This window comes from Streptomyces sp. NPDC003720, assembly GCF_042875075.1.
Lineage (GTDB): Bacteria > Actinomycetota > Actinomycetes > Streptomycetales > Streptomycetaceae > Streptomyces.
Map to the genome: position 1 here is coordinate 750,149 of NZ_JBIANZ010000001.1, position 23,556 is coordinate 773,704.

18 protein-coding genes and 1 pseudogene are annotated in these 23,556 nt (G+C 73.6%); 16 read left to right on the plus strand and 3 right to left on the minus strand.

Going from position 1 to position 23,556, the window contains the following annotated elements; translation table 11 throughout:
- Window positions 1-19: 19 nt before the first annotated feature.
- Window positions 20-1,108 (minus strand): hydrogenase expression protein HypE, encoded by a 1,089-nt coding sequence (locus ACFYU0_RS03720; protein WP_351669786.1) that lies wholly within the window; start codon window positions 1,106-1,108, stop codon window positions 20-22.
- Window positions 1,105-2,724, minus strand: a complete 1,620-nt coding sequence (locus ACFYU0_RS03725) for a hypothetical protein (RefSeq protein ID WP_389297528.1) — start codon at window positions 2,722-2,724, stop codon at window positions 1,105-1,107. The genes ACFYU0_RS03720 and ACFYU0_RS03725 overlap by 4 nt, the downstream gene beginning before the upstream one ends.
- Window positions 2,725-3,176: 452 nt before the next feature.
- Here ACFYU0_RS03725 and ACFYU0_RS03730 point away from each other — a divergent pair.
- A pseudogene (locus ACFYU0_RS03730) lies at window positions 3,177-3,863 on the plus strand (polysaccharide deacetylase family protein); the annotation flags it as partial.
- A gap of 120 nt (window positions 3,864-3,983) precedes the next feature.
- Here ACFYU0_RS03730 and ACFYU0_RS03735 read toward each other — a convergent pair.
- Window positions 3,984-4,634, minus strand: a complete 651-nt coding sequence (locus ACFYU0_RS03735; protein WP_351670025.1) for a DedA family protein — start codon at window positions 4,632-4,634, stop codon at window positions 3,984-3,986.
- Between the two features lie 245 nt (window positions 4,635-4,879).
- On the opposite strand from ACFYU0_RS03735, the gene ACFYU0_RS03740 reads away from it, so the two are divergent.
- From ACFYU0_RS03740 to ACFYU0_RS03810, 15 genes are all read left to right on the plus strand, one after another.
- The gene (locus ACFYU0_RS03740; protein ID WP_389297530.1) at window positions 4,880-6,061 is read left to right on the plus strand and encodes an ROK family protein; all 1,182 of its coding nucleotides are present in this window, start codon (window positions 4,880-4,882) and stop codon (window positions 6,059-6,061) included.
- 322 nt (window positions 6,062-6,383) lie between these two features.
- Window positions 6,384-7,901: a sugar ABC transporter ATP-binding protein gene (locus ACFYU0_RS03745; protein ID WP_389297532.1), complete on the plus strand. Its 1,518-nt coding sequence runs from the start codon at window positions 6,384-6,386 to the stop codon at window positions 7,899-7,901.
- Complete coding sequence (locus ACFYU0_RS03750; RefSeq protein WP_389297534.1) at window positions 7,898-8,917, plus strand: ABC transporter permease; 1,020 nt, start codon at window positions 7,898-7,900, stop codon at window positions 8,915-8,917. Before ACFYU0_RS03745 ends, ACFYU0_RS03750 begins: the two co-directional genes overlap by 4 nt.
- Before the next feature lie 16 nt (window positions 8,918-8,933).
- Window positions 8,934-9,998: a substrate-binding domain-containing protein gene (locus tag ACFYU0_RS03755; protein WP_351669774.1), complete on the plus strand. Its 1,065-nt coding sequence runs from the start codon at window positions 8,934-8,936 to the stop codon at window positions 9,996-9,998.
- Between the two features lie 63 nt (window positions 9,999-10,061).
- Window positions 10,062-11,291, plus strand: a complete 1,230-nt coding sequence (locus ACFYU0_RS03760; protein WP_389297537.1) for a Gfo/Idh/MocA family protein — start codon at window positions 10,062-10,064, stop codon at window positions 11,289-11,291.
- Between the two features lie 12 nt (window positions 11,292-11,303).
- Window positions 11,304-12,302: a sugar phosphate isomerase/epimerase family protein gene (locus ACFYU0_RS03765; protein ID WP_389297539.1), complete on the plus strand. Its 999-nt coding sequence runs from the start codon at window positions 11,304-11,306 to the stop codon at window positions 12,300-12,302.
- Between the two features lie 93 nt (window positions 12,303-12,395).
- On the plus strand, window positions 12,396-14,882 hold the full coding sequence (locus tag ACFYU0_RS03770) for a PQQ-dependent sugar dehydrogenase (protein ID WP_389297541.1): 2,487 nt from the start codon (window positions 12,396-12,398) through the stop codon (window positions 14,880-14,882).
- Between the two features lie 16 nt (window positions 14,883-14,898).
- Window positions 14,899-16,233, plus strand: coding sequence for a ThuA domain-containing protein (locus ACFYU0_RS03775; RefSeq protein ID WP_351669762.1), 1,335 nt, complete (start codon window positions 14,899-14,901; stop codon window positions 16,231-16,233).
- Between the two features lie 90 nt (window positions 16,234-16,323).
- Window positions 16,324-17,448, plus strand: coding sequence for an inositol-3-phosphate synthase (locus ACFYU0_RS03780; RefSeq protein WP_351669759.1), 1,125 nt, complete (start codon window positions 16,324-16,326; stop codon window positions 17,446-17,448).
- Between the two features lie 50 nt (window positions 17,449-17,498).
- Window positions 17,499-18,530: an SCO3242 family prenyltransferase gene (locus ACFYU0_RS03785; protein WP_389297544.1), complete on the plus strand. Its 1,032-nt coding sequence runs from the start codon at window positions 17,499-17,501 to the stop codon at window positions 18,528-18,530.
- On the plus strand, window positions 18,527-19,492 hold the full coding sequence (locus tag ACFYU0_RS03790) for a sugar phosphate isomerase/epimerase family protein (RefSeq protein ID WP_389297546.1): 966 nt from the start codon (window positions 18,527-18,529) through the stop codon (window positions 19,490-19,492). Before ACFYU0_RS03785 ends, ACFYU0_RS03790 begins: the two co-directional genes overlap by 4 nt.
- Window positions 19,489-20,124: an EboA domain-containing protein gene (locus tag ACFYU0_RS03795; RefSeq protein WP_389297548.1), complete on the plus strand. Its 636-nt coding sequence runs from the start codon at window positions 19,489-19,491 to the stop codon at window positions 20,122-20,124. The genes ACFYU0_RS03790 and ACFYU0_RS03795 overlap by 4 nt, the downstream gene beginning before the upstream one ends.
- Complete coding sequence (locus ACFYU0_RS03800; RefSeq protein ID WP_389297550.1) at window positions 20,124-20,972, plus strand: TatD family hydrolase; 849 nt, start codon at window positions 20,124-20,126, stop codon at window positions 20,970-20,972. Before ACFYU0_RS03795 ends, ACFYU0_RS03800 begins: the two co-directional genes overlap by 1 nt.
- 4 nt (window positions 20,973-20,976) lie before the next feature.
- Window positions 20,977-22,146, plus strand: coding sequence for a metabolite traffic protein EboE (eboE, locus tag ACFYU0_RS03805; RefSeq protein ID WP_389297552.1), 1,170 nt, complete (start codon window positions 20,977-20,979; stop codon window positions 22,144-22,146).
- Window positions 22,143-23,546 carry an alkaline phosphatase family protein gene (locus ACFYU0_RS03810; protein WP_389297554.1) on the plus strand — a complete coding sequence of 468 codons (1,404 nt, stop codon included), beginning with the start codon at window positions 22,143-22,145 and terminating at the stop codon, window positions 23,544-23,546. Before eboE ends, ACFYU0_RS03810 begins: the two co-directional genes overlap by 4 nt.
- Window positions 23,547-23,556: the final 10 nt, after the last annotated feature.

The following is a 23,556-nucleotide window of genomic DNA, read 5'->3' on the forward strand; positions in this document are numbered from 1 at the left end:
GGCGCGGTGCGGAGCCTGGTCACGGGCGGTAGCGCGGGTCGTAGCCGCTGGTCAGCTTGCGCTTGTTGTGACGCCACCTGGGCTCGTGGTTCACCATGTCGTTGGTCAGGCCGCGCAGCCGGCGGATGACCGCCCCGTAGGGCTTGATGACCATGGACGACAGCGTGCCGCCGGGCGGCTCGTCCATGAACGGCATGAAGGCGTCGGGGAAGCCGGGCATCGTGCACCCGATGCAGATGCCGCCGACGTTGGGGCAGCCGCCGATCCCCGCCATCCAGCCGCGCTTGGGCACGTTGCAGTTGACCACCGGACCCCAGCAGCCCGTCTTCACCAGGCACTTGGGGGAGTTGTAGTCGAGCCCGAAGTCGGCCTGCTCGTAGTACGAGCCCCGGTCGCAGCCCTCGTGCACGGTCTTGCCGAACAGCCATTGCGGACGCAGCATGTGGTCCAGCGGGGGCGGGGGAGCGGAACCGGCCGCGTGCTGGAGCACCCAGATCAGGGTCTCCATGAAGTTCTCCGGCTGGATGGGGCAGCCCGGGACGTTGACCACCGGCAGACCGGCCTGCGACGTGAAGTCCCAGCCCAGGTAGTCCGCGAGGCCCATGCAGCCGGTCGGGTTGCCGGCCATGGCGTGGATGCCCCCGTAGGTCGCGCAGGTGCCGGCGGCCACCACCGCCCAGGCCTTGGGCGCCAGTTGGTCGATCCACCAGTTCAGGGTCTGCGGCTCGCCGGTCACGGGGTCGTTGCCGAACGACGTCCAGTAGCCGTCGCCGTCGATGATGTTCTGGTTCGGGATCGAGCCCTCGATCACCAGGATGAACGGGGCCAGCTCACCGCGGGCCGCCGCCCGGTAGGGCGCCAGGAAGTCCTCGCCGCCGAGGCTGGGCGAGAGCACCTTGTTGACCAGGTTGACCTTGGGCAGGCCCGGGATGAGACCGAGGACGACGTCCTCGATGGAGGGCTGGTCGGCGGCCGTCAGGGAGACGGTGTCGCCGTCGCAGCTCATCCCCTCCGAGATCCAGAGGATGTGGATCTCGTCGATTCCCTCGCGCGCCTCGGCCCGGCTGGGCTCGCGGCTGACTTCGGTGGTACCGCTCTGGGTGCTCATGTCGTCGGCCTTTGCTGCAGTCGGTCGGGGAGTCGGCCGGCTCCTTGTGCCGGCGTCTCGGAGGCGTCCGTCGCGCCGTCCATCGAGCCGTCCCTCCTCCGGCCTGCCGGCCGGGCGTCGGTGCCGCGGGGACCGCGGCCGGGTGGGGCGACCGGCTCCACGGAGTCGAGGGGCTCGACCTCGTCGGGCCGGAAGTAGTGGAAGCGGCCGTACCAGCCGTGGAGTTCGGCCGCGGGATCGTCGTCCACGGTCACCGCCAGGTGCGTGCTGCCGTCCACGTCGTGGAAGACCGCCGCCACCCGCGCGGTCCGGCCGGCCAGGAACATGTCCTGGGCGTCGGCGCCCCGGCCGCGCGGCCGCAGCCGCACCGGGCTGCCGCCGCCGACGTCGACACCGTCGACCACGATCGTGTCGGTGGCCGGGGACAGCCCGTCGTCGGCGCCCTCCTGCCACCAGGCGGGCCGGGCGGCGGGGGCGCCGGCCGGGGCGGGCCGCGCCGGGGTGAGCGAGCGGATGGCGCCGTGCAGCCGGGCGAAGACCTCGGGGGGCATGGTGTCGACCCGGTCCAGGATGCGGGCGGCACGCGGGTCTGTGGCCCGGGCCTCGGCCTTCTCCTCGTCGGTCAGCAGCATCGTGCGCAGCGTGAGGATCTCGTCGATCTCCGCGGCGTCGTGCAGATCGCCCGGACTCTCCGGGGCCACCTGCGGACGGTCCGGCAGGATGATCGGACAGGACAGCACGACCGGCCCGGTGGGGCCCGTGTCCTCGGGCGCGCCGCCCAGCACGGGGTACGTGAACTCGTTGACGCAGCCGCGCGCCTGGTCCTCGAGACCGGCCGGCGGGTCGACGAGCGACACGAACTCCAGGTCCTCGCCGCCGATCAGGGTGTGCGCGGCGAGCAGCGCGTGCCGCAGCGCCTCGCCGCGCACGGCCCGGACGTCCGGCGCCCGCCCGGTGTTCTCGGTGCGCACGCGCAGCCGGTACACGTCCTCGGTGAGCCGCTCGGCCACCACCGCGGTGCGGGCCCGGATCTCCTCGCGCCGTCGCACCACCCGCCCGGCGCCGCCGGGCAGCACCTCGGTCTCCTCGCCCGCCGGCGCGCCGGCATCGGCGCCGCACTCGCCGCGCAGCAGATCCGCCAGCGGCCACGCGAGGTCGACCTCGTGCGGCACCGCCTCGTCGAAGGTGAGATGGTCGCGCCCGTCCTCCGTCCGCAGCGACTCGACCGGGAGGTCGCGGCCGTCCGGGCCGGCCGCCCGCACCTGCTTGTGCTGCATCCGCAGGTACCGCAGGCGCACCCGGACGACCGCGCCGGGCCGCCGCGCCCGCACCAGGCACTCGGTGCGCTGGTACCAGGAGTCGGCGGAGCCGGAGACGCCCGGCACGACCGGGCCGTCCGCCTCCACCCAGTCCCGGGGCAGCAGCACCCCGAACTGCCACCGGACCCGGTTCTTGGCCGAGGAGCGGCGGTACGGGTAGAGCAGGTAGCCCTCGTACAGGACGGCGTCCGCCACGCCGCTCACCCGCGCGAAGGCGCCGCCGGAACCGCCGTCCGGCGTGTCGCCGACCGTCAGGACGACATCCGCCACGCCGCCAACGCCGCCCGACTCCGGCATACCGCCTCCTCGTCACAGATGCACCGGCTCATCTCTTCCACCACGGAAACACCCCTCACCGGACCTCGCCCCTCCGGCGGAGCCACGTTGGGCCGGTCAGGCGACGGCCGAACACCGGAGGCGGGACGAAACTTTCGAGACCGGCCGACGACCAATCGATCACGGCGCGGCGCAGCGCGAGAGCCCATGCCGGTGGACGCAACGCATAAGCGGTCTGAGCTGTGCCAAGTCACCCGACTCGCTGAAAGGGTGGAGGCGAATGTTTCGAAACATCTACCGAAACCGTTGACAGGCCATGCGTCCGATCCAACACTCGTCGACGTCGTCGGGAGACCTGAGGAGACTGCATTGACATGCGCACGACCTATCTGGACGGCCGCGGGGGCGATCGCCTCACGACGCTCGTCGGGAGTGCCTGCGCCATGGTGCTGGTGGCCGTGGCGGCGCTCCTCCTGCCCGGCACCGCGCACGCGGACACCGTGATCACGTCAAGCCGGGCCGGCACCGACAAGGCCGTGGCGAGCACCGCGACCGCCACGGGCGCCACCGCCCCGCGCCCCGCCGGCTGCGCCGGATACGTCGGACTCACCTTCGACGACGGCCCCTCCGACGCCCACACCCCGGCCCTGCTGGCCGCCCTGCGGCAGAACGGGCTCAGGGCCACCATGTTCAACGAGGGCCAGTACGCCGCCGCCCATCCGGCCCAGGTGCGGGCCCAGGCCGCCGCCGGCATGTGGATCGGCAACCACAGCTACACCCATCCGCACATGACCCAGCTCGGCCAGGCGCAGATGGACTCGGAGATCTTCCGCACCCAGCAGGCGATCGCGAGCGCCGGCGGCGGCACCCCGCGGCTGTTCCGGCCGCCGTACGGCGAGACCAACGGCACGCTGCAGGCCGTCGAGGCCAAGTACGGCCTGCGGCAGGTCGTCTGGGACGTCGACTCGCAGGACTGGAACGGCGCGAGCACCGACGCCATCGTGCAGGCGGTGTCCCGGCTCACGGCCGGCCAGATCATCCTGATGCACGAGTGGCCGGCCAACACGCTCGCCGCCGTCCCGCGCATCGCCCAGGTGCTGGCCTCCCGCGGTCTGTGCGCGGGGATGATCTCCCCGCAGACCGGCCGCGCGGTCGCACCCGGCAGCGCCGTCCACGGCGCACGCTGAGCGCACCGGCCACGATCGCCGCATCATCGGGGTGACTCCCGGTGGGCGATCGTGGCCCCGCCCGCGGGCTGGGCCGCGGGTCTTCGCCGGGGCTCAGCCGTCGCGCCCGCGGTCCCGCTCCCGCCGTTCGCGACGCGTCCTGCGGGCCTCCGCCAGCAGCGGCAGCAGCGAGACCGCGACGATGACGGCGACCAGCGGCAGCAGGTAGTCGTCGACGTGGGAGACCGACGAACCCAGCAGGTACCCGGCGAGCACGAAACTCTGGGACCACAGCAGCCCGCCCACCGCCTGCCAGAACGTGAACGCCCGCACCGGCACCCCCAGCGCGCCGGCCGCCGGATGCAGCACGGTGCGCAGCATCGGCACGAAACGGCCGATCACCAGTGCCTTGCCGTACCCGTACCGGGCCAGGAGCTGCTCCGCCCGTGCCGTGCCCTCCTTCACCCGCCGGCTCGACGACCGCTCCAGCAGGGGCCGCCCGCCGTGCCGCCCGAGCAGATAGCCCACTTGGCCGCCCACCACGGACCCGACGGCCGCGCACAGCATCACCTGCCACAACTGCAGCCGCGGCCCCTGGCCGTCGCCCGCCGCGCACAGCACCCCGGCGGGGAACAGCAGCGTGTCGCCGGGCAGGAAGAACCCGACGACGAGCAGGCCCGACTCGGCGAAGATCACCGCCAGGACGCCCAGCGCCCCGAAGGCAGCGAGCAGCGAGGCGCTGTCCGTCGGATTGACGGCGATCACCACGCTCGCCTCCCTGCACCGCTCGCCGGCCGCTCTCCCCCAGTGTCCCGTGCCCGGGGTCGTACACCGGTCCGACAGCCCGGCCGAGGCCTCCGCGGTCCGGAGTCGAGTTCTTTGTCCTGGGAGAGGAAAAAGTGCGGGGAATCCGTGCACAGCTTCTTCCCAGCATCGGCGGCCACTGCTACTTTCCCTGTGAAAGCCAGCCACTGGTGGCCGAATCTGGCGGGGAGGGGCACGTGAGACGCATGACGGCACGACCGGCGAACACGCACCAGGCCCGCCTGCTGAAGCTGCTGCGTGACGGCGGCCCCAACTCCCGCGCCCAGCTCGGCGACCAGGTCGACCTGTCCCGGTCCAAGCTGGCGGTGGAGGTGGACCGGCTGCTGGAGACCGGCCTCGTGGTGGCCGACGGACTCGCCGCCTCGCGCGGCGGCCGCCGCTCCCACAACGTCCGGCTGAACCCGGGACTCAGGTTCCTCGGCGTCGACATCGGCGCGACCTCGGTCGACGTCGCCGTCACCAACGCCGAACTGGAGATCCTCGGACATCTCAACCAGCCGATGGACGTCCGTGAGGGCCCCGTCGCGGTGTTCGAGCAAGTCCTGGACATGGCAGGGAAGTTGAGGGCCACCGGGCTCGCCGAGGGGTTCGACGGCGCCGGTATCGGCGTCCCCGGACCGGTCCGGTTCCCCGAGGGCGTCCCGGTCGCGCCGCCGATCATGCCCGGCTGGGACGGCTTCCCGGTGCGGGAGGCGCTCAGCCAGGAACTCGGCTGCCCGGTCATGGTCGACAACGACGTGAACCTCATGGCCATGGGCGAGCAGCACGCCGGGGTCGCCCGCACCGTCGCCGACTTCCTCTGCGTCAAGATCGGTACCGGCATCGGATGCGGCATCGTCGTCGGCGGTCATGTGCACCGCGGCACCACCGGCAGCGCGGGCGACATCGGCCACATCCAGGCCGTGCCCGACGGCCGTCCCTGCGCCTGCGGCAACCGGGGCTGCCTGGAGGCCCACTTCAGCGGCGCCGCGCTGGCCCGGGACGCGGTACAGGCGGCCGGCCAGGGGCTGTCCGCCGAACTCGCGGCCCGGCTGGCGGCGAGCGGCACGCTGTCCGCCGTCGACGTGGCCGCCGCGGCCGCGGCGGGCGACGCCACCGCGCTCGACCTGATCCGCGAGGGCGGCACCCACGTCGGCCAGGTCATCGCCGGCCTCGTCTCCTTCTTCAACCCCGGCCTGGTGGTGATCGGCGGCGGGGTGACCGGCCTCGGCCACACCCTGCTCGCCGCGATCCGCACCCAGGTGTACCGCCAGTCGCTGCCCCTGGCGACCGGCAACCTGCCCATCGTCCTGGGGGAACTGGGACCGACCGCCGGCGTGACCGGCGCGGCCCGGCTGATCAGCGACCACCTGTTCTCACCCGCGTAACGAGCGACCGCCCACCCGTCCGAGCCGCCCACACCGCCCGCACTGACTCGTGTAGACAGCGCCACCGCCCGCACCCCCGAGCCCGCCCCGCCCGCCGCACCCCCGAAACCCGAGCACGCTCCACCCCGAGCGCCCCGCACCGCGTCACCGCCCGGCAGTGACGGCGGCCGGACCTGCCCCGGCCCGCTCCGCCCCGCCGTCCGCACCCACACCCACTCCGACAGCGCTCAGCCCTGCCCGAACGACGTCTGCCCGGCACCGTGCCCGGCAGCAGGCGCGGCACGCCCTGACACCGGCCCGCCCGTCCGCCGAGGGGAATCCGATGGCACCAGAAGCACCGCTGCTCAGCATGACCGGCATCACCAAGTCGTTCCCCGGCGTCCGCGCCCTCGACGGCGTCGACCTCGACGTCCAGGCGGGCGAAGTGCACTGCCTCCTCGGCCAGAACGGCGCAGGGAAGTCCACCCTCATCAAGGTGCTGGCCGGCGCCCACCAGCCGGACGGCGGCACCATCCACTGGCACGGCGAACCCGTCACCCTGCGCTCGCCGATCGCGGCCATGCGCCTCGGCATCGCCACCATCTACCAGGAACTCGACCTGGTGGAGCACATGTCGGTGGCCGAGAACGTCCACCTCGGCCACGAGCCCACCACCGCCGGCTTCGTCGTACGCGGAAGGACCGCCCGCACGGCGACGGGCCTGCTGCTGAAACGGCTCGGGCATCCCGAGATCGACCCGGGCCGGCTGGTCGGCGACCTGTCGGCGGCCCAGCAGCAGATCGTCTCCATGGCCCGGGCGCTCTCCCACGACGTGCGCCTCATCGTGATGGACGAACCGTCCGCCGCGCTCGACCCCGACGAGGTGGACAACCTCTTCCGGATCGTCGGGAACCTCACCGCCGAAGGTGTCGCGGTCGTCTACATCTCGCACCGGCTGGAGGAGATCCGGCGCATCGGCGACCGGGTCACCGTCCTCAAGGACGGCCGCGCCGTCGCCCGCGGTCTGCCCGCCCGGACCACCCCGACCAGGGACGTCGTCGCCCTGATGACCGGACGCGACGTCGAGTACGTGTTCCCCGCCCGGCCCGCGGCGCCACCCGCCGCCGAACCCGTGCTGCGGATCCGCGGGCTGGCCCGGGACGGCGAGTTCGCGCCGTTCGACCTCGACGTACGGCCCGGCGAGATCGTCGGCCTGGCCGGGCTCGTGGGATCCGGACGCTCCGAGATCCTGGAGACCGTCTACGGGGCGCGCAGACCCAGCGCGGGCCAAGTCCTCGTCGACGGGCGGCCGTTGCGGACCGGCAGCGTGCGCGCCGCGGTACGGGCCGGCCTCGGGCTCGCCCCCGAGGAACGCAAGGCGCAGGCCCTGCTGATGCTGGAGTCCGTCACCCGCAACGTGTCCGTCTCCACCCTCTCCCGCTTCTCCCGGGCCGGCTGGGTCGACCGGGGAGCCGAGCGGGGCGCCGCGCACGCCGCCACCCGCGAGCTGTCGCTGCGGCCCGACAACCCCGACGTGCCGGTGCGCACTCTGTCCGGCGGCAACCAGCAGAAGGCGGTCCTCGCCCGCTGGCTGCTGCGCGGCTGCCGGGTGCTGCTGCTGGACGAACCCACCCGCGGCGTCGACGTGGGCGCCCGCGCCGAACTGTACGCCGTGGTCCGCCGGCTGGCCGACGAAGGCCTCGCCGTGCTCCTCGTCTCCAGCGAGGTGCCGGAGGTCCTCGGCCTCGCCGACCGCGTCCTGGTGCTCCGCGAGGGCCGGGTCGTGCACACGGCACCCGCCCAGGAACTCGACGAACACCGAGTCCTCGACCTCGTCATGGAAGGAAGCCCGGCGTCATGACGCAGCCCGTCTCCCCGCCCCGGGACGCCGCCGGCAAGCCGCCGTCGGCCGGCCGGCTCCCCGTCTGGCGCGGCCTGCCGGCCCGCGCCGACGTCCGCACCCTGTCCCTGCTCGGCGTGCTCGCCGCCCTCGTCGTCATCGGCGGCGTCACCAGGCCCGACGAGTTCCTGGACACCCGCAACCTGCAACTCGTCCTCACCCAGGCCTCGGTGATCGGCGTGGTCACCGTCGGCATGACCTTCGTCATCACCGCCGGCGGCATCGACCTCTCCGTCGGCGCGATCGTCGCCCTCGCCTCCGTGTGGGCCACCACCGTCGCCACCCAGGAGTACGGCTTCGCCGGCATCCTCTTCACCGCGCTGGTCGTCGGCCTCGGCTGCGGACTGGTCAACGGGCTGCTGGTCGCCTACGGCGGCATGGTCCCCTTCATCGCCACCCTCGCCATGCTCGCCTCGGCGCGCGGCCTCGCGCTGCAGATCACCGACGGCCGCACCCAGATCGTCACCGTCGACGGCGTCCTGAAGCTCGGCGAGCGCGTCTCCTACGTCCTGGGCGTCCCGCCCCTCGTGCTGGTCTTCGCGCTGGTGACGATCGCCGGGTGGCTGCTGCTCAACCGCACCACCTTCGGGCGCCGCACCGTCGCCGTCGGCGGCAACGCCGAGGCCGCCCGGCTCGCCGGCATCGACGTCCGCCGCCAGCGCCTGTACCTGTACCTGCTGTCCGGGCTGTGCTGCGGCATCGCCGCCTTCCTGCTGATCGTGCTCTCCGGCTCCGGCCAGAACACCAACGGCAACCTCTACGAACTCGACGCCATCGCCGCCGCGATCATCGGCGGCACCCTGCTCAGCGGCGGCCGCGGCACCATCACCGGCTCCGTGCTCGGCGTCCTGATCTTCACCACCATCACCAACATCTTCGCCCTGAACAACCTCCAGAGCGACGTCCAGCAGATCGCCAAGGGCGCGATCATCGTCGCCGCCGTCCTGGTCCAGCGCCGCACCGCGAGAACGAGCTGAGGAAGGGTCCACCGCCATGCCAGAACGCACCAGCCCCACCACGAACGGCGTCACCAGCCGCAGAGGACTCCTCTTCGGAACCGCGGCGGTCTCCGCCGGCGCCTTCCTCACGGCCTGCACCAGCAACGACACCAAGGCCGAGGGAGCCGCCGCCGACACCCGCGCGGCCGCCGACGACAAGCCCGGCAGGCACGTCACCATCGGCTTCGCCGGCCCCCAGGCCGACCACGGCTGGCTCAACGCCATCAACGACAACGCCAAGAGCCGGGCGAAGAAGTACTCCGACGTCACCCTGGAGATCACCGAGGGCTCCAACGACACCGCCCAGCAGATCGGCCAGATCGAGACCCTGATCAACAAGAAGGTCGACGTCCTGGTCGTGCTGCCCGCCGATGGCAAGGCCCTCACCCAGGTCGGCCTGAAGGCGATGCGGGCCGGCATCCCCGTCGTCAACCTCGACCGGATCTTCAACTCCGCCCAGGCGTACCGCTGCTGGATCGGCGGCGACAACTACGGCATGGGCCTGAGCGCCGGCAACTACATCGGCGAGAAGCTGAAGGACAAGCCGAACGCCCGGGTGATCGAGCTGGCCGGCCTGGACAACCTGGAGCTGACCAAGCAGCGCACCCAGGGCTTCGACGACGCCCTCAAGAACTACCCCAACATCAAGAAGGTGGCCCGGCAGGCGGCCGACTTCACCGTCGAGTCCGGCCAGGCCAAGATGGCCCAGCTCCTGCAGGCCCAGCCGAAGTTCGACGCCCTGTGGAACCACGACGACGACCAGGGCGTCGGAGCCCTGCGCGCCATCGAGCAGGCGGGCCGCGACGGCTTCCTGATGGTCGGCGGGGCCGGCGCGCTCTCCGCCTTCCAGGCCATCAAGCAGGACGACGGCGTGCTGAAGGCCACCGTCCTCTACCCGCCGACCATGGCCGCCTCCGCGATCGACCTCGCCCGCGCCCTCGGCCAGGGCAAGGGCGTCGGCGGCCTCGCCGAGTACGAGATCCCCGCGTCGATCACGCTCTACTCGGCCGTCGTGGACAAGGACAACGTCGACCAGTACATGCCCACCGGCTTCCGGTAGACGGGCCCTCCGGGCCCCCGCCCGCACCCCCCACCGCGCCACGACGAAGAGGAGGACGAGCGCATGGAACAGCCGCAGCAGTCGACGAAGCCGGCGGCACCTGCCGGGGACCCGGCGGAGGACAGACCGCCGCTGCGCGTCGGCATGGTCGGCTATGCCTTCATGGGCGCCGCCCACTCGCAGGGCTGGCGCACCGCGGGCCGGGTCTTCGACCTGCCCCTGCGGCCCGTCCAGGCCGTGATCTGCGGCCGTGACGAGGTCGCGGCCCGCGCGGCGGCCGGCCGGCACGGCTGGGCGGACGTGGAGACCGACTGGCGTGCGCTGATCGCCCGGGACGACGTCGACCTCGTCGACATCTGCACCCCCGGCGACAGCCACGCCGAGATCGCGCTGGCCGCGCTCGCCGCCGGCAAGCACGTGCTGTGCGAGAAGCCGCTCGCGAACACCGTGGCGGAGGCCGAGACCATGACGGCCGCGGCCGAGGAGGCCGAGGCCCGGGGCCGGGTGGCGATGGTCGGCTTCAACTACCGCCGGGTGCCGGCCACCGCGCTCGCCCGGCGCATGGTCGCCGCCGGCAGGATCGGCACCCTGCGCCATGTGCGGGTGACCTACCTCCAGGACTGGCTGGTGGACCCGCAGTTCCCGCTGACCTGGCGGCTGCGCAGGGAGCAGGCCGGTTCCGGCTCCCTGGGCGACCTCGGCGCGCACATCGTGGACCTCGCGCAGTACCTGGCGGGGGAGCGGCTCGCCGGGGTGTCCGCCCTGACCGAGACCTTCGTACGGGAGCGCCCGCTGCCCGGCGGCGCGGGCAGCGGCCTGACGGCGATGCCGGCGGCCGGCACCGGCACGGTCACCGTCGACGACGCCGCCCTCTTCACCGGCCGGTTCGCCTCCGGCGCGCTGGCCTCCTTCGAGGCCACCCGCTACGCCACCGGCCGGAAGAACGCCCTGCGCATCGAACTCAACGGCGAGAAGGGCTCGTTGCACTTCGACCTGGAACGCCTCAACGAGCTGTGGTTCCACGACGCCACCGAACCGGGCGCCGAGGCCGGCTTCCGCCGCATCCTCGTCACCGAACCCGAACACCCCTACCTGGAGGCCTGGTGGCCGCCCGGCCACGGCCTCGGCTACGAGCACACCTTCGTCCACCAGGTCCGCGACCTCGTCCACGCCATCGCCGAAGGCCGCCGCCCCGAGCCCTCCTTCGCCGACGGACTGCAGGTGCAGCGCGTGCTGGCCGCGGTCGAGGAGAGCGCCGAGAAGAACTCCGTCTACACGTCCGTCGCGGACTGAGGAGGCCCGCCCATGCCGCGCCCGTTCACCCTGTTCACCGGCCAGTGGGCCGACCTGCCCCTGGAGGAGGTCTGCCGGCTCGCCCGCGACTTCGGCTACGACGGCCTCGAACTCGCATGCTGGGGCGATCACTTCGAGGTGGACAAGGCCCTGTCCGACCCCGCCTACCTCGCCTCCCGCCACCAGCTCCTCGACAAGTACGGCCTGAAGTGCTGGGCCGTCTCCAACCACCTCGTCGGCCAGGCCGTCTGCGACGCCATCATCGACGAGCGCCACCGGGCCATCCTGCCCGCCGGGGTGTGGGGCGACGGGGACCCCGAGGGGGTGCGGCGGCGGGCGGCCGACCGGATGCGCGACACCGCCCGCGCCGCGGCCGCCTTCGGGGTCGACACCGTCATCGGCTTCACGGGCTCCGCCATCTGGCACCTCGTCGCGATGTTCCCGCCCGCCCCCGAGTCGATGATCGAACGGGGCTACGAGGACTTCGCGGACCGCTGGAACCCGATCCTCGACGTCTTCGACGCCGAGGGCGTGCGGTTCGCCCACGAGGTCCACCCGAGCGAGATCGCCTACGACTACTGGACCACCCAGCGCGCACTGGAGGCGATCGGCCACCGCCCCGCCTTCGGACTGAACTTCGACCCCTCCCACTTCGTCTGGCAGGACCTCGACCCGGTCGGCTTCCTGTGGGACTTCCGCGACCGCATCTACCACGTGGACTGCAAGGAGGCCCGCAAGCGGCTCGACGGCCGCAACGGCCGGCTCGGCTCCCACCTGCCCTGGGGCGACCCGCGCCGCGGCTGGGACTTCGTGTCCGCCGGGCACGGCGACGTGCCCTGGGAGGACGTCTTCCGCATGCTGCGCTCCATCGACTACCGGGGCCCCGTCTCCGTCGAATGGGAGGACGCCGGCATGGACCGGCTGCAGGGCGCCCCCGAGGCCCTGGCCCGCCTCAGGGCCCACGACTTCGAGCCGCCGTCGGCCTCCTTCGACGCGGCCTTCTCCAACTGACCGGCATGTAGTGGTCAGTCCGCAACTCCGGGATGACGGCGCATCCCGGCGCTCGCACCCGCCCGTACAACCAGCCCCTTCTGGAGGCATTTCGTGCACGGGAACGATCGCACCAACCGCACCGGAACCCACAGAACACGTCTGCGCAAGGCGGTCGCGCTGCTGAGCGGCGCCCTGCTCGCCGGCGCCACCCTGACCCTGACCGCCACCCAGGCCGGCGCAGCCGTCACCGGCCAGGACACCACCGCGGCGGCCGAGGACTTCCAGCAGGTCACCCTCGCCAAGGGCGAGGCCGAGGTCGGCGAGCCGATGTCGCTCGCCGTCCTCCCCGACCGCTCGGTCCTGCACACCTCCCGCGACGGCGAGCTCCGCCTCACCGACGCGGCCGGCAACACCAGCGTCGCCGGCAAGCTCGACGTGTACTCCCACGACGAGGAGGGCCTGCAAGGCGTCGGCGTGGACCCCGACTTCGCGGACAACCGCTTCATCTACCTCTACTACGCACCCCCGTTGAACACCCCGGCGGGCGACGCCCCCGAGACCGGGACCGCGGCCGACTTCGCGCCCTTCGACGGCGTCAACCGCCTCTCCCGCTTCGTGCTGAAGAGCGACGGCACCCTCGACAAGACCAGCGAGAAGCAGATCCTCGACGTCAAGACCACCCGCGGCCTGTGCTGCCACGTCGGCGGTGACATCGACTTCGACGCGGCCGGCAACCTCTACCTGTCGACCGGCGACGACTCCAACCCCTTCCAGTCCGACGGCTACAGCCCCCTGGACGAGCGCGCCGACCGCAACCCCGGCTTCGACGCCCAGCGCACCGCCGGCAACACCAACGACCTGCGCGGCAAGATCCTGCGCATCAAGGTCAACGCCGACGGCTCCTACTCCATCCCCGAGGGCAACCTCTTCGCGCCCGGCACGGACAGGACGCGGCCCGAAATCTACGCGATGGGCTTCCGCAACCCGTTCCGGTTCAGCGTCGACAAGAAGACCGGCATCCTCTACGTCGGCGACTACGGCCCGGACGCGGGCGCCGCCGACCCGGGCCGCGGCCCCGCCGGCCAGGTCGAGTTCGCCCGCGTCACCAAGCCCGGCAACTTCGGCTGGCCGTACTGCACCGGCGCCAACGACCCGTACGTCGACTACGACTTCGGGACGAAGACCTCCGGCGCCACGTTCGACTGCTCGGCGCCGAGGAACGACTCGCCGCACAACACCGGTCTGACCGGCCTGCCCCCGGCCCAGCCGGCCTGGATCCCGTACGACGGCCCGTCCGTCCCGGAGTTCGGCACCGGCTCCGAGTCCCCAATGGGCGGACCGGTCTACCACTACGACCCCGCGCTCGACTCGCCCGTGAAGTTCCCCGAGGCCTACGATGGCGACTTCTTCGCCGGTGAGTTCGGCCGCCGCTGGATCAAGCGCATCACCAGCGACGCCGACGGCAAGGTCCAGTCGATCAACGACGTCCCCTGGAGCGGCACCCAGGTGATGGACATGGCCTTCGGCCCCGACGGCGCCCTCTACGTGCTCGACTACGGCACCTCCTGGTTCGGCGGCGACGACAACTCCGGCCTGTTCCGCATCGAGAACGCCACCGACGGGCACTCCCCGGTGGCCCAGGCCGCGGCCGACCGCACCTCGGGGCAGGCGCCGCTGAAGGTGGCCTTCACCTCGGCCGGCTCCAGCGACCAGGACGGCGACGCGCTCACCTACAGCTGGGACTTCGGCGACGGGTCGACCTCGACCGCGGCCGACCCGACCCACAAGTACAAGAAGAACGGCACCTACACGGCCACGGTGACCGCCGAGGACACCACCGGCCGCACCGGCAGCGCGAGCGTCCGGGTCGTCGTCGGCAACACCGCGCCCACGGTCACCCTGGAACTCCCCAAGGACGGGCAGCTGTTCGGCTTCGGTGACGCGGTGCCGTTCAAGGTGAAGGTCACCGACCCCGAGGACGGCAAGGCGGTCGACTGCTCCAAGGTCACCGTCAACTTCATCCTCGGCCACGACACCCATGGCCACCCGCTGACCTCCGCACAGGGCTGCTCCGGCACCATCCAGACCAGCGCCGACGGCGGACACGACGAGGACGCCAACATCTTCGGTGTCCTCGACGCCCAGTACACCGACGGCGGAGGCGGCGGCCAGGAAGCCCTCACCACCCACGCCCGCAGCGTCCTGCAGCCCCGCCACCGCCAGGCCGAGCACTTCGGCGACAGCTCCGGCGTGTCGGTCGTGGCCCACGACACCGCGCACGGCGGCAAGGCCGTCGGCGACATCGGCAACGGCGACTGGATCGCCTTCACCCCGTACGTCCTGAGCGACGCCACCAAGATCACCGCGCGGGTCGCCTCCGCCGGCGCCGGCGGCACCCTCGAGGTCCGCGCCGGATCGGCCACCGGCACCCTGCTCGGCAAGGCCACCGTCCCCGTCACCGGCGGCTGGGACGCCTACCAGGACGTCAGCGCCGCGCTGTCCCGCGCACCCCGCGGCAGCACCACGCTCTACCTGGTCTTCAAGGGCGGCAGCGGCGCCCTGTTCGACGTCGACGACTTCACCTTCACCACCGGCTGAGAGGAGGACACGAACCATGCGACCAGCAGGCAGGATCACCACCGCGGCGCTCGGCGCCGCCCTGCTCCTCGGCTGCGTGACCGCACCCGCCGTGTCGGACCCGGCGCACCCCAAGCGCGTCCTGGTCTTCTCCAAGACGGCAGGCTTCCGGCACGACTCGATCCCCGCGGGCGTCACGGCCGTCCAGCAGCTCGGCGAGGCGAACGGCTTCACCGTCGACGCCACCGAGGACGCCGGCGCCTTCACCGGCAAGAACCTGAGCCGCTACGACGCCGTGGTCTTCATGTCGACCACCGGCGACGTCCTCGACGCCGCCCAGCAGGAGGCGTTCGAGGGGTACATCCGGCACGGCGGAGGCTATGTCGGCGTACACGCCGCCGCCGACACCGAGTACGACTGGGCCTTCTACGGCGGCCTCGCCGGCGCCTGGTTCCAGAACCACCCGGCGATCCAGCCCGCCACCGTGAACGTCGAGGACCGCGCCCACCCGGCCACGGCGCACCTCGGGCGGACCTGGGAGCGCACCGACGAGTGGTACAACTACCGCTCCAATCCCCGCGAGCGGGCGCATGTCCTCGCCTCGCTCGACGAGGCCTCGTACTCCGGCGGGACCATGGCGGGGGACCACCCCATCGCCTGGTGCCAGGAGTACCAGGGCGGCCGCGCCTTCTACACCGGGGGCGGCCACACGAAGGAGTCGTACGCCGACCCGGCGTTCCGCGCCCACCTGCTGGGCGGTCTGCGGTACGCCATCGGCGACGTGCGGGCGGACTGCCGCCCGGAGAACGGATACAGCCGGCTCTTCGACGGCACCTCCGCCTCCCTGGCCGGATGGAAGCAGGCCGGCCCCGGCTCCTTCACCCTCTCCGCCGACGGCACGCTCACCTCGACCGGCGGGATGGGCCTGCTCTGGTACGCCGGCAGGAGCTTCGGTTCCTACTCGCTGAAGCTCGACTGGAAGGTGGCCGGCGACGACAACTCCGGCGTCTTCGTGGGCTTCCCGCCCTCGGACGACCCGTGGTCCGCCGTGGACAACGGCTACGAGATCCAGATCGACGCCACCGACGTGCCCGAGAAGACCACGGGGTCCGTCTACGGCTTCAAGTCCGCCGACCTGAAGAAGCGCGACCGCGCGCTGAACCCGCCGGGGGAGTGGAACACGTACGAGATCCGGGTCCAGGGCGAACGCCTGCGGATCTGGCTCAACGGCGTGAAGATCAACGATTTCACCAACACCGACCCGGCCCGGAGCCTCACCGACGGACACATCGGCCTGCAGAACCACGGGGCGGGCGACCAGGTGTCCTTCCGTGACGTCCGGATCAAGGAAATGCCCGGCAAGGGCCACTGAACGGCGGCGGGCGGGAGACGCCGGACTCCCGCCCGCCGTCACCTTCCCTCCCCCCTCGGGGAGTTCACGCCCTGGACAAGGAGGCTGCTCATGTCCGCGTCCCTCTCCCGTCCCCCTCGCACCGGCGTCTGGCTCGTCGGGGCCCGTGGCTCGGTCGCCACCACCGTCGTCGCCGGATGCGCCGCCGTGACGGCCGGGCTGCGCCCGCCCACCGGCCTGGTCACCGAGACGCCCGCCTTCGCCGGCAGCGGCCTGCCCGCGCTGTCGTCCCTCGTCTTCGGCGGCCACGACACCACGGACTGCCCGCTGCCCAAGCGTGCCGAGGAACTGGCCGCCGGCGGCGTCCTGCCGCCCGGACTGCCCCCCGCCGTCGAGGCCGAACTCGACGCGGCCGAACGGGAGATCAGGCCCGGCGGCCCGCTGCCCGGCGACACCCGGGACCAGGACGGGCTGATCGCCGCGTTCGCCGCCGACATCCAGGACTTCGTACGACGCCACGGGCTGGCCCGCGCGGTCGTCGTGAACGTCGCCTCCACGGAACCGGTCCCCGCCGGTCCGCACCTGCCGCCCAGCTCCCTGTACGCGGCGGCCGCCCTGCGCGCCGGCTGTCCCTACGTCAACTTCACGCCGTCGGCGGGCCTGCACCACCCGTCCCTCGCGGCGCTCGCCGCGTCGGGCACGGTGCCGTACGCGGGCCGGGACGGCAAGACCGGCCAGACCCTGCTGCGGTCCGTCCTCGGCCCCATGTTCGCCCAGCGGGCGCTGCACGTCCGGGCCTGGTCCGGCACCAACCTGCTCGGCGGCGGCGACGGCGCCTCGCTGGCCGACCCGGCCGCCGCTGCGGCCAAGAACGCGGGCAAGGAACGCGTCCTCACCGACACCCTGGGCGGCGCGCCCGAGGGCGAGGTCCACATCGACGACGTGCCGGCGCTCGGCGACTGGAAGACCGCCTGGGACCACATCGCCTTCGACGGCTTCCTCGGCACCCGCATGGTCCTGCAGACGATCTGGCAGGGCTGCGACTCGGCCCTTGCCGCCCCCCTCGTCCTGGACCTGGCCCGCCTCACGGCCCGCGCCCACGAACGCGGCCTGACCGGCCCGCTCGCCGAACTGGCCTTCTTCTTCAAGGATCCGGTCGGCGACGCCCCGGCGGCCCTGGCGGAGCAGTACGCGGAACTGGTGCGGTTCGCCGCGCGGCTGGGGGAGGGGGAGTGATCCGGTCGCCTGGATCGGCCGCGGCACCGGGACCGCGGACGCCGTCCGCCATGTGGGCCCGCTCGGACGCGGGACCGGACCTTCTCACCGCCGCCGCGGGTCCGCGGGCCGGGGACGGATCGGGGGTCGGACGCACCCGAGCGGTCGCGTCCGGCGGAGCCGGCGCGGCCGGCCCGGTCGCGGCGCCGGGGGAGCGCGCCCGCACCCGGCCCAGCACCACACCACCCTCCGCCCGGCTGCGGGCCTGGGCCGAACTGCTGCGGCTGCCCGCGCTGTTCACCGTCCCGGGGGACGCGCTCGCCGGAGTGGCCGCCGCCGGCGCCGGGCGGCCCGGTCGGCGCGCGCTGCTCGCCGTCGGCTGCTCGCTGTGCCTGTACGAGGCCGGGATGGCGCTCAACGACTGGGCGGACCGGGCCGAGGACGCCGCCGAGCGCCCGCACCGGCCCCTCCCGTCGGGCCGGATCCGTCCCGCCGCCGCCCTCACCGCCGCCTGCGCGCTCACGGCCGCCGGCCTCGCGCTGGCCGCCCGCGCCGGCCGCCCCGCACTGACGGTCGCCGTACCGCTCGCGGCCGCCGTCTGGTCGTACGACCTCGGCCTGAAGCGCACGCCCGCCGGCCCGGCCGCGATGGGCGCCGCCCGCGGCCTCGACCTGCTGCTCGGGGCCGCGGCCGCCCGCGGACGCGTCCGCCCCGCACTGGTCCCGGCCGCACTGCTCGGCACCCACACCCTCGCCGTCACCGCCGTCTCCCGCCAGGAGACCCGCACCGGCTCCCCGCTCACCCCGCTCGCCGCCCTGACCACCACGGCACTGCTGGCCCGGGCACTGCCACCGCGCCCGCCCAGCCTCCTCGGCGCCGCCCTCGCCGCCGGTTACGCCGCGACCGCCGCCCGCCCCTACCTGCACGCCGCGCTCAACCCCTCGCCGCAGCTCACCCAGCGGGCCGTGGGCGCCGGCATCCGCGCCACCATCCCGCTGCAGGCCGCCCTCGCCGCCCGCGCCGGAGCCACCGCTACCGCCCTCGCCACGGCGGCCCTCGGCCCGCTGGCCCGCCGGTTCGCGAGGCGGGTGAGCGTCACATGACGCCCGGGCGACCGAACCGCCGGCGCGCATCCCAGCCGCCCGGCCGACCGGAGGGCACGTCCCGCGCGACCCCGCGGTCCTCGGCCCTCCGCTTCGGCTACGGCACCAACGGCCTCACCGACCTGCGGCTCGACGACGCCCTCGTCCTCCTGGCCGACCTCGGCTACGACGGCGTCGGGCTGACCCTCGACCACATGCACCTCGACCCGCTCGCCCCCGGCCTCGCCGACCGCACCCGGAGGGTCGCCCGCCGCCTCGCCGCACTGGGGCTCACGGTCACCGTGGAGACCGGCGCGCGCTACGTCCTCGACCCGCGCCGCAAGCACGGCCCCTCGCTCCTCGACCCGGACCCGCGGGCCCGTGAGCGGCGCGTGGACCTGCTGCTGCGCGCGGTGCGGGTGGCGGCCGACCTCGGCGCGCACGCGGTGCACTGCTTCAGCGGAATCGTTCCGCCAGGCAGTGACCGCGCCACGGCCTGGCCCCGGCTCGCCGCCGCCCTCGCACCCGTCGTGGACGCGGCCACCGCCGCCGGCGTGCCGCTGGCCGTCGAGCCCGAGCCCGGCCACCTGCTGGCCACCCTCGCCGACTTCCATCGGCTGCGCGGTCTGCTCGGCGACCCGTCCGCCCTCGGCCTCACCCTGGACATCGGCCACTGCCAGTGCCTGGAGCCCCTGCCGCCCGAGGACTGCGTGCGCGCCGCCGCGCCCTGGCTGCGGCACGTCCAGATCGAGGACATGCGGCGCCGGGTCCACGAGCACCTGCCGTTCGGCGAGGGAGAGATCGACTTCCCGCCCGTCCTCGCCGCCCTCGAATCGACCGGATACCGCGGACTGACGGTCGTGGAACTGCCCCGCCACTCCCACGCCGGGCCCCGGTACGCGGAGGAGTCCCTCCCGTTCCTGCGCGCCGCGGCCACCGGGGGCCCGGGCGCCGCGGCCGTGCCGGAAGGGAGCACCGCATGAACACCTCACCCGTCGCGGACACCCGCCCCGAGGCCCTGCGCGACCACCTCGAGACGCAGCTCGATCCGGACGCCCGCGCCTGGTTCCACCGGGCCGTGGAGGAGGCCGCCGCCCATCCCGGCGGGCGGGGGCCGATCTCCGTGTGGGAGCTGCGCCTCGCGGAAGCCGGCCGCCGCTGCGGCGCGCGGCACGCCGACGCCGTCCGCGTCCTCATCCTGCACGCCGCGCGCGCCGACGCGGCCGTCCTCAGCCGCGTCTACCACCAGGGCACCGCCGCCGAGCGACGGGCCGTGCTGCACGCCCTGCCCCGTCTCGTCCCCGGCCCCGACGCCCTGCCGCTGGTCGAGGACGCCCTGCGCACCAACGACACCCGCCTGGTGGCCGCCGCCCTCGGCCCCTACGGGGCCCGCCACCTCGAACCCCACGCCTGGCGGCACGCCGTCCTCAAGTGCCTGTTCACCGGCGTCCCCGTCGACCTGATCGCCGGCCTCGCCGAACGGGCCCGCGGCGACGCCGAACTCGCCCGCATGCTGGCCGACTTCGCGGCCGAGCGCACCGCCGCCGGCCGGCCCGTCCCCCACGGCCTCCACCACGTCCTGACCCTGGCCGCGCAGCCCCGCGAGGAGTCCTGATGCGCCTGTTCGACCCCCACATCCACATGACCTCCCGCACCACCGACGACTACGAGGCCATGCGCGCCGCGGGCGTCCGCGCCGTCGTCGAGCCCGCGTTCTGGCTCGGCCAGCCCCGCACCTCGCCCGCCTCCTTCCTCGACTACTTCGACTCGCTGCTCGGCTGGGAGCCGTTCCGCGCCGCCCAGTACGGCATCGCCCACCACTGCACGCTCGCCCTCAACCCCAAGGAGGCGAACGACCCCCGCTGCCTGCCCGTCCTGGACGAACTGCCCCGCTACCTCGTCAAGGACCATGTGGTCGCCGTCGGCGAGATCGGCTACGACTCCATGACCCCGGCCGAGGACAAGGCCCTGGCCGCGCAGCTCCAACTGGCCGCCGAGCTCGGCCTGCCCGCCCTGGTGCACACCCCGCACCGCGACAAGCTCGCCGGGCTGCGCCGCACCCTCGACGCCGTCCGCGAGTCCGCCCTCCCCATGGACCGGGTCCTGGTCGACCACCTCAACGAGACGACCGTGGAGGAGGCCAAGGACAGCGGCTGCTGGCTCGGCTTCTCGGTCTACCCCGACACCAAGATGGACGAGCACCGGATGGTGGCCGTCCTGCGGGCGTACGGCCCTGAGCGGGTCCTGGTGAACTCCGCCGCCGACTGGGGCAGGAGCGACCCGCTGAAGACCCGCCGGGTCGCCGACGTGATGCTCGCCGAGGGCTTCACCGAGGACGACGTCGACCTGGTGCTGTGGCGCAACCCCGTCGCCTTCTACGGCCTCAGCGGCCGCCTCGACCTGGAGACCGGTCCGCCCGAGGCGACCCACGAGGGCAACTCCCTGCTGCGCGGCGGGGAGTGACGCGATGCGGCTGCGCCACCCCGACGGCTCCACCGTCCACCTCGCCTACTGCACCAACGTCCACCCCGCCGAGACCCTCGACGGCGTCCTCGCCCAGCTCCGCGACCACTGCGAGCCCGTGCGCCGCCGCCTCGGCCGCGACCGCCTCGGCATCGGCCTCTGGCTCGCCCGCGACGCCGCCCGCACCCTGGACGGCGACCCCTCCGCCCTGCGCACCCTGCGCCGCGAACTTCGGCGGCGCGGCCTGGAGGTCGTCACCCTCAACGGCTTCCCGTACGAGGGGTTCGGCGCCGCCGAGGTCAAGTACCGGGTGTACCGGCCCGACTGGGCCGACCCGGAGCGCCTGGCGTACACCACCGCCCTGGCCCGGATCCTCGCCGCGCTGCTGCCCGACGACGTGACCGAGGGCAGCATCTCCACCCTGCCGCTCGGCTGGCGCACCGCCTGGACCGCCGACCGGGCCCGCGCCGGCCACCAGGCCCTGCTGGCCCTCGCCGAGCGGCTGGACGCCCTGGCCGAGCTGACCGGCCGGTCCATCCGGGTCGGCCTGGAACCCGAGCCCGGCTGCACCGTCGAGACCACCGGGGACGCCCTCGCCCCGCTCACCGCCGTGGGCCACCCGCGCATCGGCGTCTGCGTGGACACCTGCCACCTCGCGACCTCCTTCGAGGAGCCGCGGACCGCGCTGGACGCCCTCGCCGCCGCCGGCGTCCCCGTCGTCAAGTCCCAGCTCTCCGCCGCCCTGCACGCCGAACACCCAGGCCGGCCGGAGGTCCGCACCGCCCTCGCCGCCTTCGCCGAGCCCCGCTTCCTGCACCAGACCCGCACCGTCACCGAGACCGGGACGCACGGCACCGACGACCTCCCCGAGGCCCTCGGCGGCGGCGTCCTGCCCTCCGGCGCCCCCTGGCGCGCCCACTTCCACGTCCCCCTGCATGCGGCCCCGGCGGCACCCCTCACCGCCACCCTCCCCGTGCTCAGGACCGCCCTCGGCCGGCTGGTGGGCGGCCCCCGCCCGCTCACCCGGCACCTGGAGGTCGAGACCTACACCTGGCAGGCGCTCCCGCCGGAGCTGCGGCCCCACGCCCGCGACCGGCTCACCGACGGCATCGCCGCCGAACTCGCCCTCGCCCGCGACCTGCTGACCGACCTCGGCCTGAAGGAGCTGCCATGACCGCGACCGGCCGGCCCACCCCGCTGCTCGTCCTCGACGTCGTCGGCCTCACCCCGAAACTGCTCCGCCACATGCCGCACCTCGAGGCCCTCGCCACGGCCGGCACCCGGTCCCACCTGGGCACCGTCCTGCCCGCCGTCACCTGCGCCGCGCAGTCCACCTTCCTCACCGGGGCCACGCCCGCCGAGCACGGCATCGTCGGCAACGGCTGGTACTTCCGCGAACTCGGCGACGTCCTGCTGTGGCGCCAGCACAACGGCCTGGTCGCCGGGGACAAACTGTGGGACGCCGCCCGCCGCGCCCACCCCGGATACACCGTCGCCAACATCTGCTGGTGGTACGCGATGGGCGCCGACACCGACATCACCGTCACCCCGCGCCCCGTCTACTACGCCGACGGCCGCAAGGAGCCCGACTGCTACACCCGGCCGCCCGCCCTGCACGCCGAACTCACCCGGAAGTTCGGCACGTTCCCGCTCTTCCGGTTCTGGGGACCCGGCGCGGACCTGGCGTCCAGCCGGTGGATCATCGACGCCACCCGGCACGTCATCCGCACCCGGCGACCAGACCTGACGCTCTGCTACCTCCCGCACCTGGACTACGACCTGCAGCGCTACGGCCCCGACGACCCCCGCGCCCTGCGGGCGGCCGCCGACCTCGACGCGGCCGTGGCCCCGCTGCTGGACGACGCCCGGGCGGAGGGCCGTACGGTCGTCGCCCTGTCCGAGTACGGCATCACCCCGGTCAGCCGGCCCGTCGACGTCAACCGGGCCCTGCGCCGCGCCGGTCTGCTGGAGGTGCACACCCAGGACGGCATGGAGTACCTCGACCCGATGGCGTCCCGCGCCTTCGCCGTCGCCGACCACCAGATCGCCCACGTCTACGTCCGCCGCCCCGAGGACCTCGCCGCCGCCCGGGCCGCGCTCGACGGACTCCCCGGCATCGCCGAACTCCTCGACGACGAGGGCAAGAAGGCCCACCACCTGGACCATCCGCGCGCCGGCGAACTCGTCGCCGTCGCCGAACCGGACTCCTGGTTCACCTACTACTACTGGCTGGACGACGACCGCGCGCCCGACTTCGCGCGGCTGGTCGAGATCCACCGCAAGCCCGGCTACGACCCGGTCGAGCTGTTCATGGACCCGCTCGACCCCTACGTGAAGCTCAGGGCCGCATCCGCCCTCGCCCGCAAGAAACTCGGGCTGCGCTACCGCATGGCGGTCGTCCCCCTGGATCCCTCACCCATCCGCGGCAGCCACGGCCGGCTGCCCACGAGCGACGACGACGGTCCGCTCCTCCTGTGCTCCACCCCCCGCGCCGCCGGCGACCGCATCGCGGCCACCGACGTGAAGTCACTCCTGCTCGAACTCGCCGGCCTCGGCACCGGCGACCCGTCCTGAGGGAAGGCAC

What these genes read in the sequence shown, in the direction of transcription:
- ACFYU0_RS03720 (WP_351669786.1), bottom strand. Translation starts at nt 1,108, where the DNA reads ATGAGCACCCAGAGCGGTACCACCGAAGTCAGCCGCGAGCCCAGCCGG.
- ACFYU0_RS03725 (WP_389297528.1), bottom strand. Translation starts at nt 2,724, where the DNA reads ATGCCGGAGTCGGGCGGCGTTGGCGGCGTGGCGGATGTCGTCCTGACG.
- ACFYU0_RS03740 (WP_389297530.1), top strand. Translation starts at nt 4,880, where the DNA reads ATGACGGCACGACCGGCGAACACGCACCAGGCCCGCCTGCTGAAGCTG.
- ACFYU0_RS03745 (WP_389297532.1), top strand. Translation starts at nt 6,384, where the DNA reads ATGGCACCAGAAGCACCGCTGCTCAGCATGACCGGCATCACCAAGTCG.
- ACFYU0_RS03750 (WP_389297534.1), top strand. Translation starts at nt 7,898, where the DNA reads ATGACGCAGCCCGTCTCCCCGCCCCGGGACGCCGCCGGCAAGCCGCCG.
- ACFYU0_RS03755 (WP_351669774.1), top strand. Translation starts at nt 8,934, where the DNA reads ATGCCAGAACGCACCAGCCCCACCACGAACGGCGTCACCAGCCGCAGA.
- ACFYU0_RS03760 (WP_389297537.1), top strand. Translation starts at nt 10,062, where the DNA reads ATGGAACAGCCGCAGCAGTCGACGAAGCCGGCGGCACCTGCCGGGGAC.
- ACFYU0_RS03765 (WP_389297539.1), top strand. Translation starts at nt 11,304, where the DNA reads ATGCCGCGCCCGTTCACCCTGTTCACCGGCCAGTGGGCCGACCTGCCC.
- ACFYU0_RS03775 (WP_351669762.1), top strand. Translation starts at nt 14,899, where the DNA reads ATGCGACCAGCAGGCAGGATCACCACCGCGGCGCTCGGCGCCGCCCTG.
- ACFYU0_RS03780 (WP_351669759.1), top strand. Translation starts at nt 16,324, where the DNA reads ATGTCCGCGTCCCTCTCCCGTCCCCCTCGCACCGGCGTCTGGCTCGTC.
- ACFYU0_RS03785 (WP_389297544.1), top strand. Translation starts at nt 17,499, where the DNA reads ATGTGGGCCCGCTCGGACGCGGGACCGGACCTTCTCACCGCCGCCGCG.
- ACFYU0_RS03790 (WP_389297546.1), top strand. Translation starts at nt 18,527, where the DNA reads ATGACGCCCGGGCGACCGAACCGCCGGCGCGCATCCCAGCCGCCCGGC.
- ACFYU0_RS03795 (WP_389297548.1), top strand. Translation starts at nt 19,489, where the DNA reads ATGAACACCTCACCCGTCGCGGACACCCGCCCCGAGGCCCTGCGCGAC.
- ACFYU0_RS03800 (WP_389297550.1), top strand. Translation starts at nt 20,124, where the DNA reads ATGCGCCTGTTCGACCCCCACATCCACATGACCTCCCGCACCACCGAC.
- eboE (WP_389297552.1), top strand. Translation starts at nt 20,977, where the DNA reads ATGCGGCTGCGCCACCCCGACGGCTCCACCGTCCACCTCGCCTACTGC.
- ACFYU0_RS03810 (WP_389297554.1), top strand. Translation starts at nt 22,143, where the DNA reads ATGACCGCGACCGGCCGGCCCACCCCGCTGCTCGTCCTCGACGTCGTC.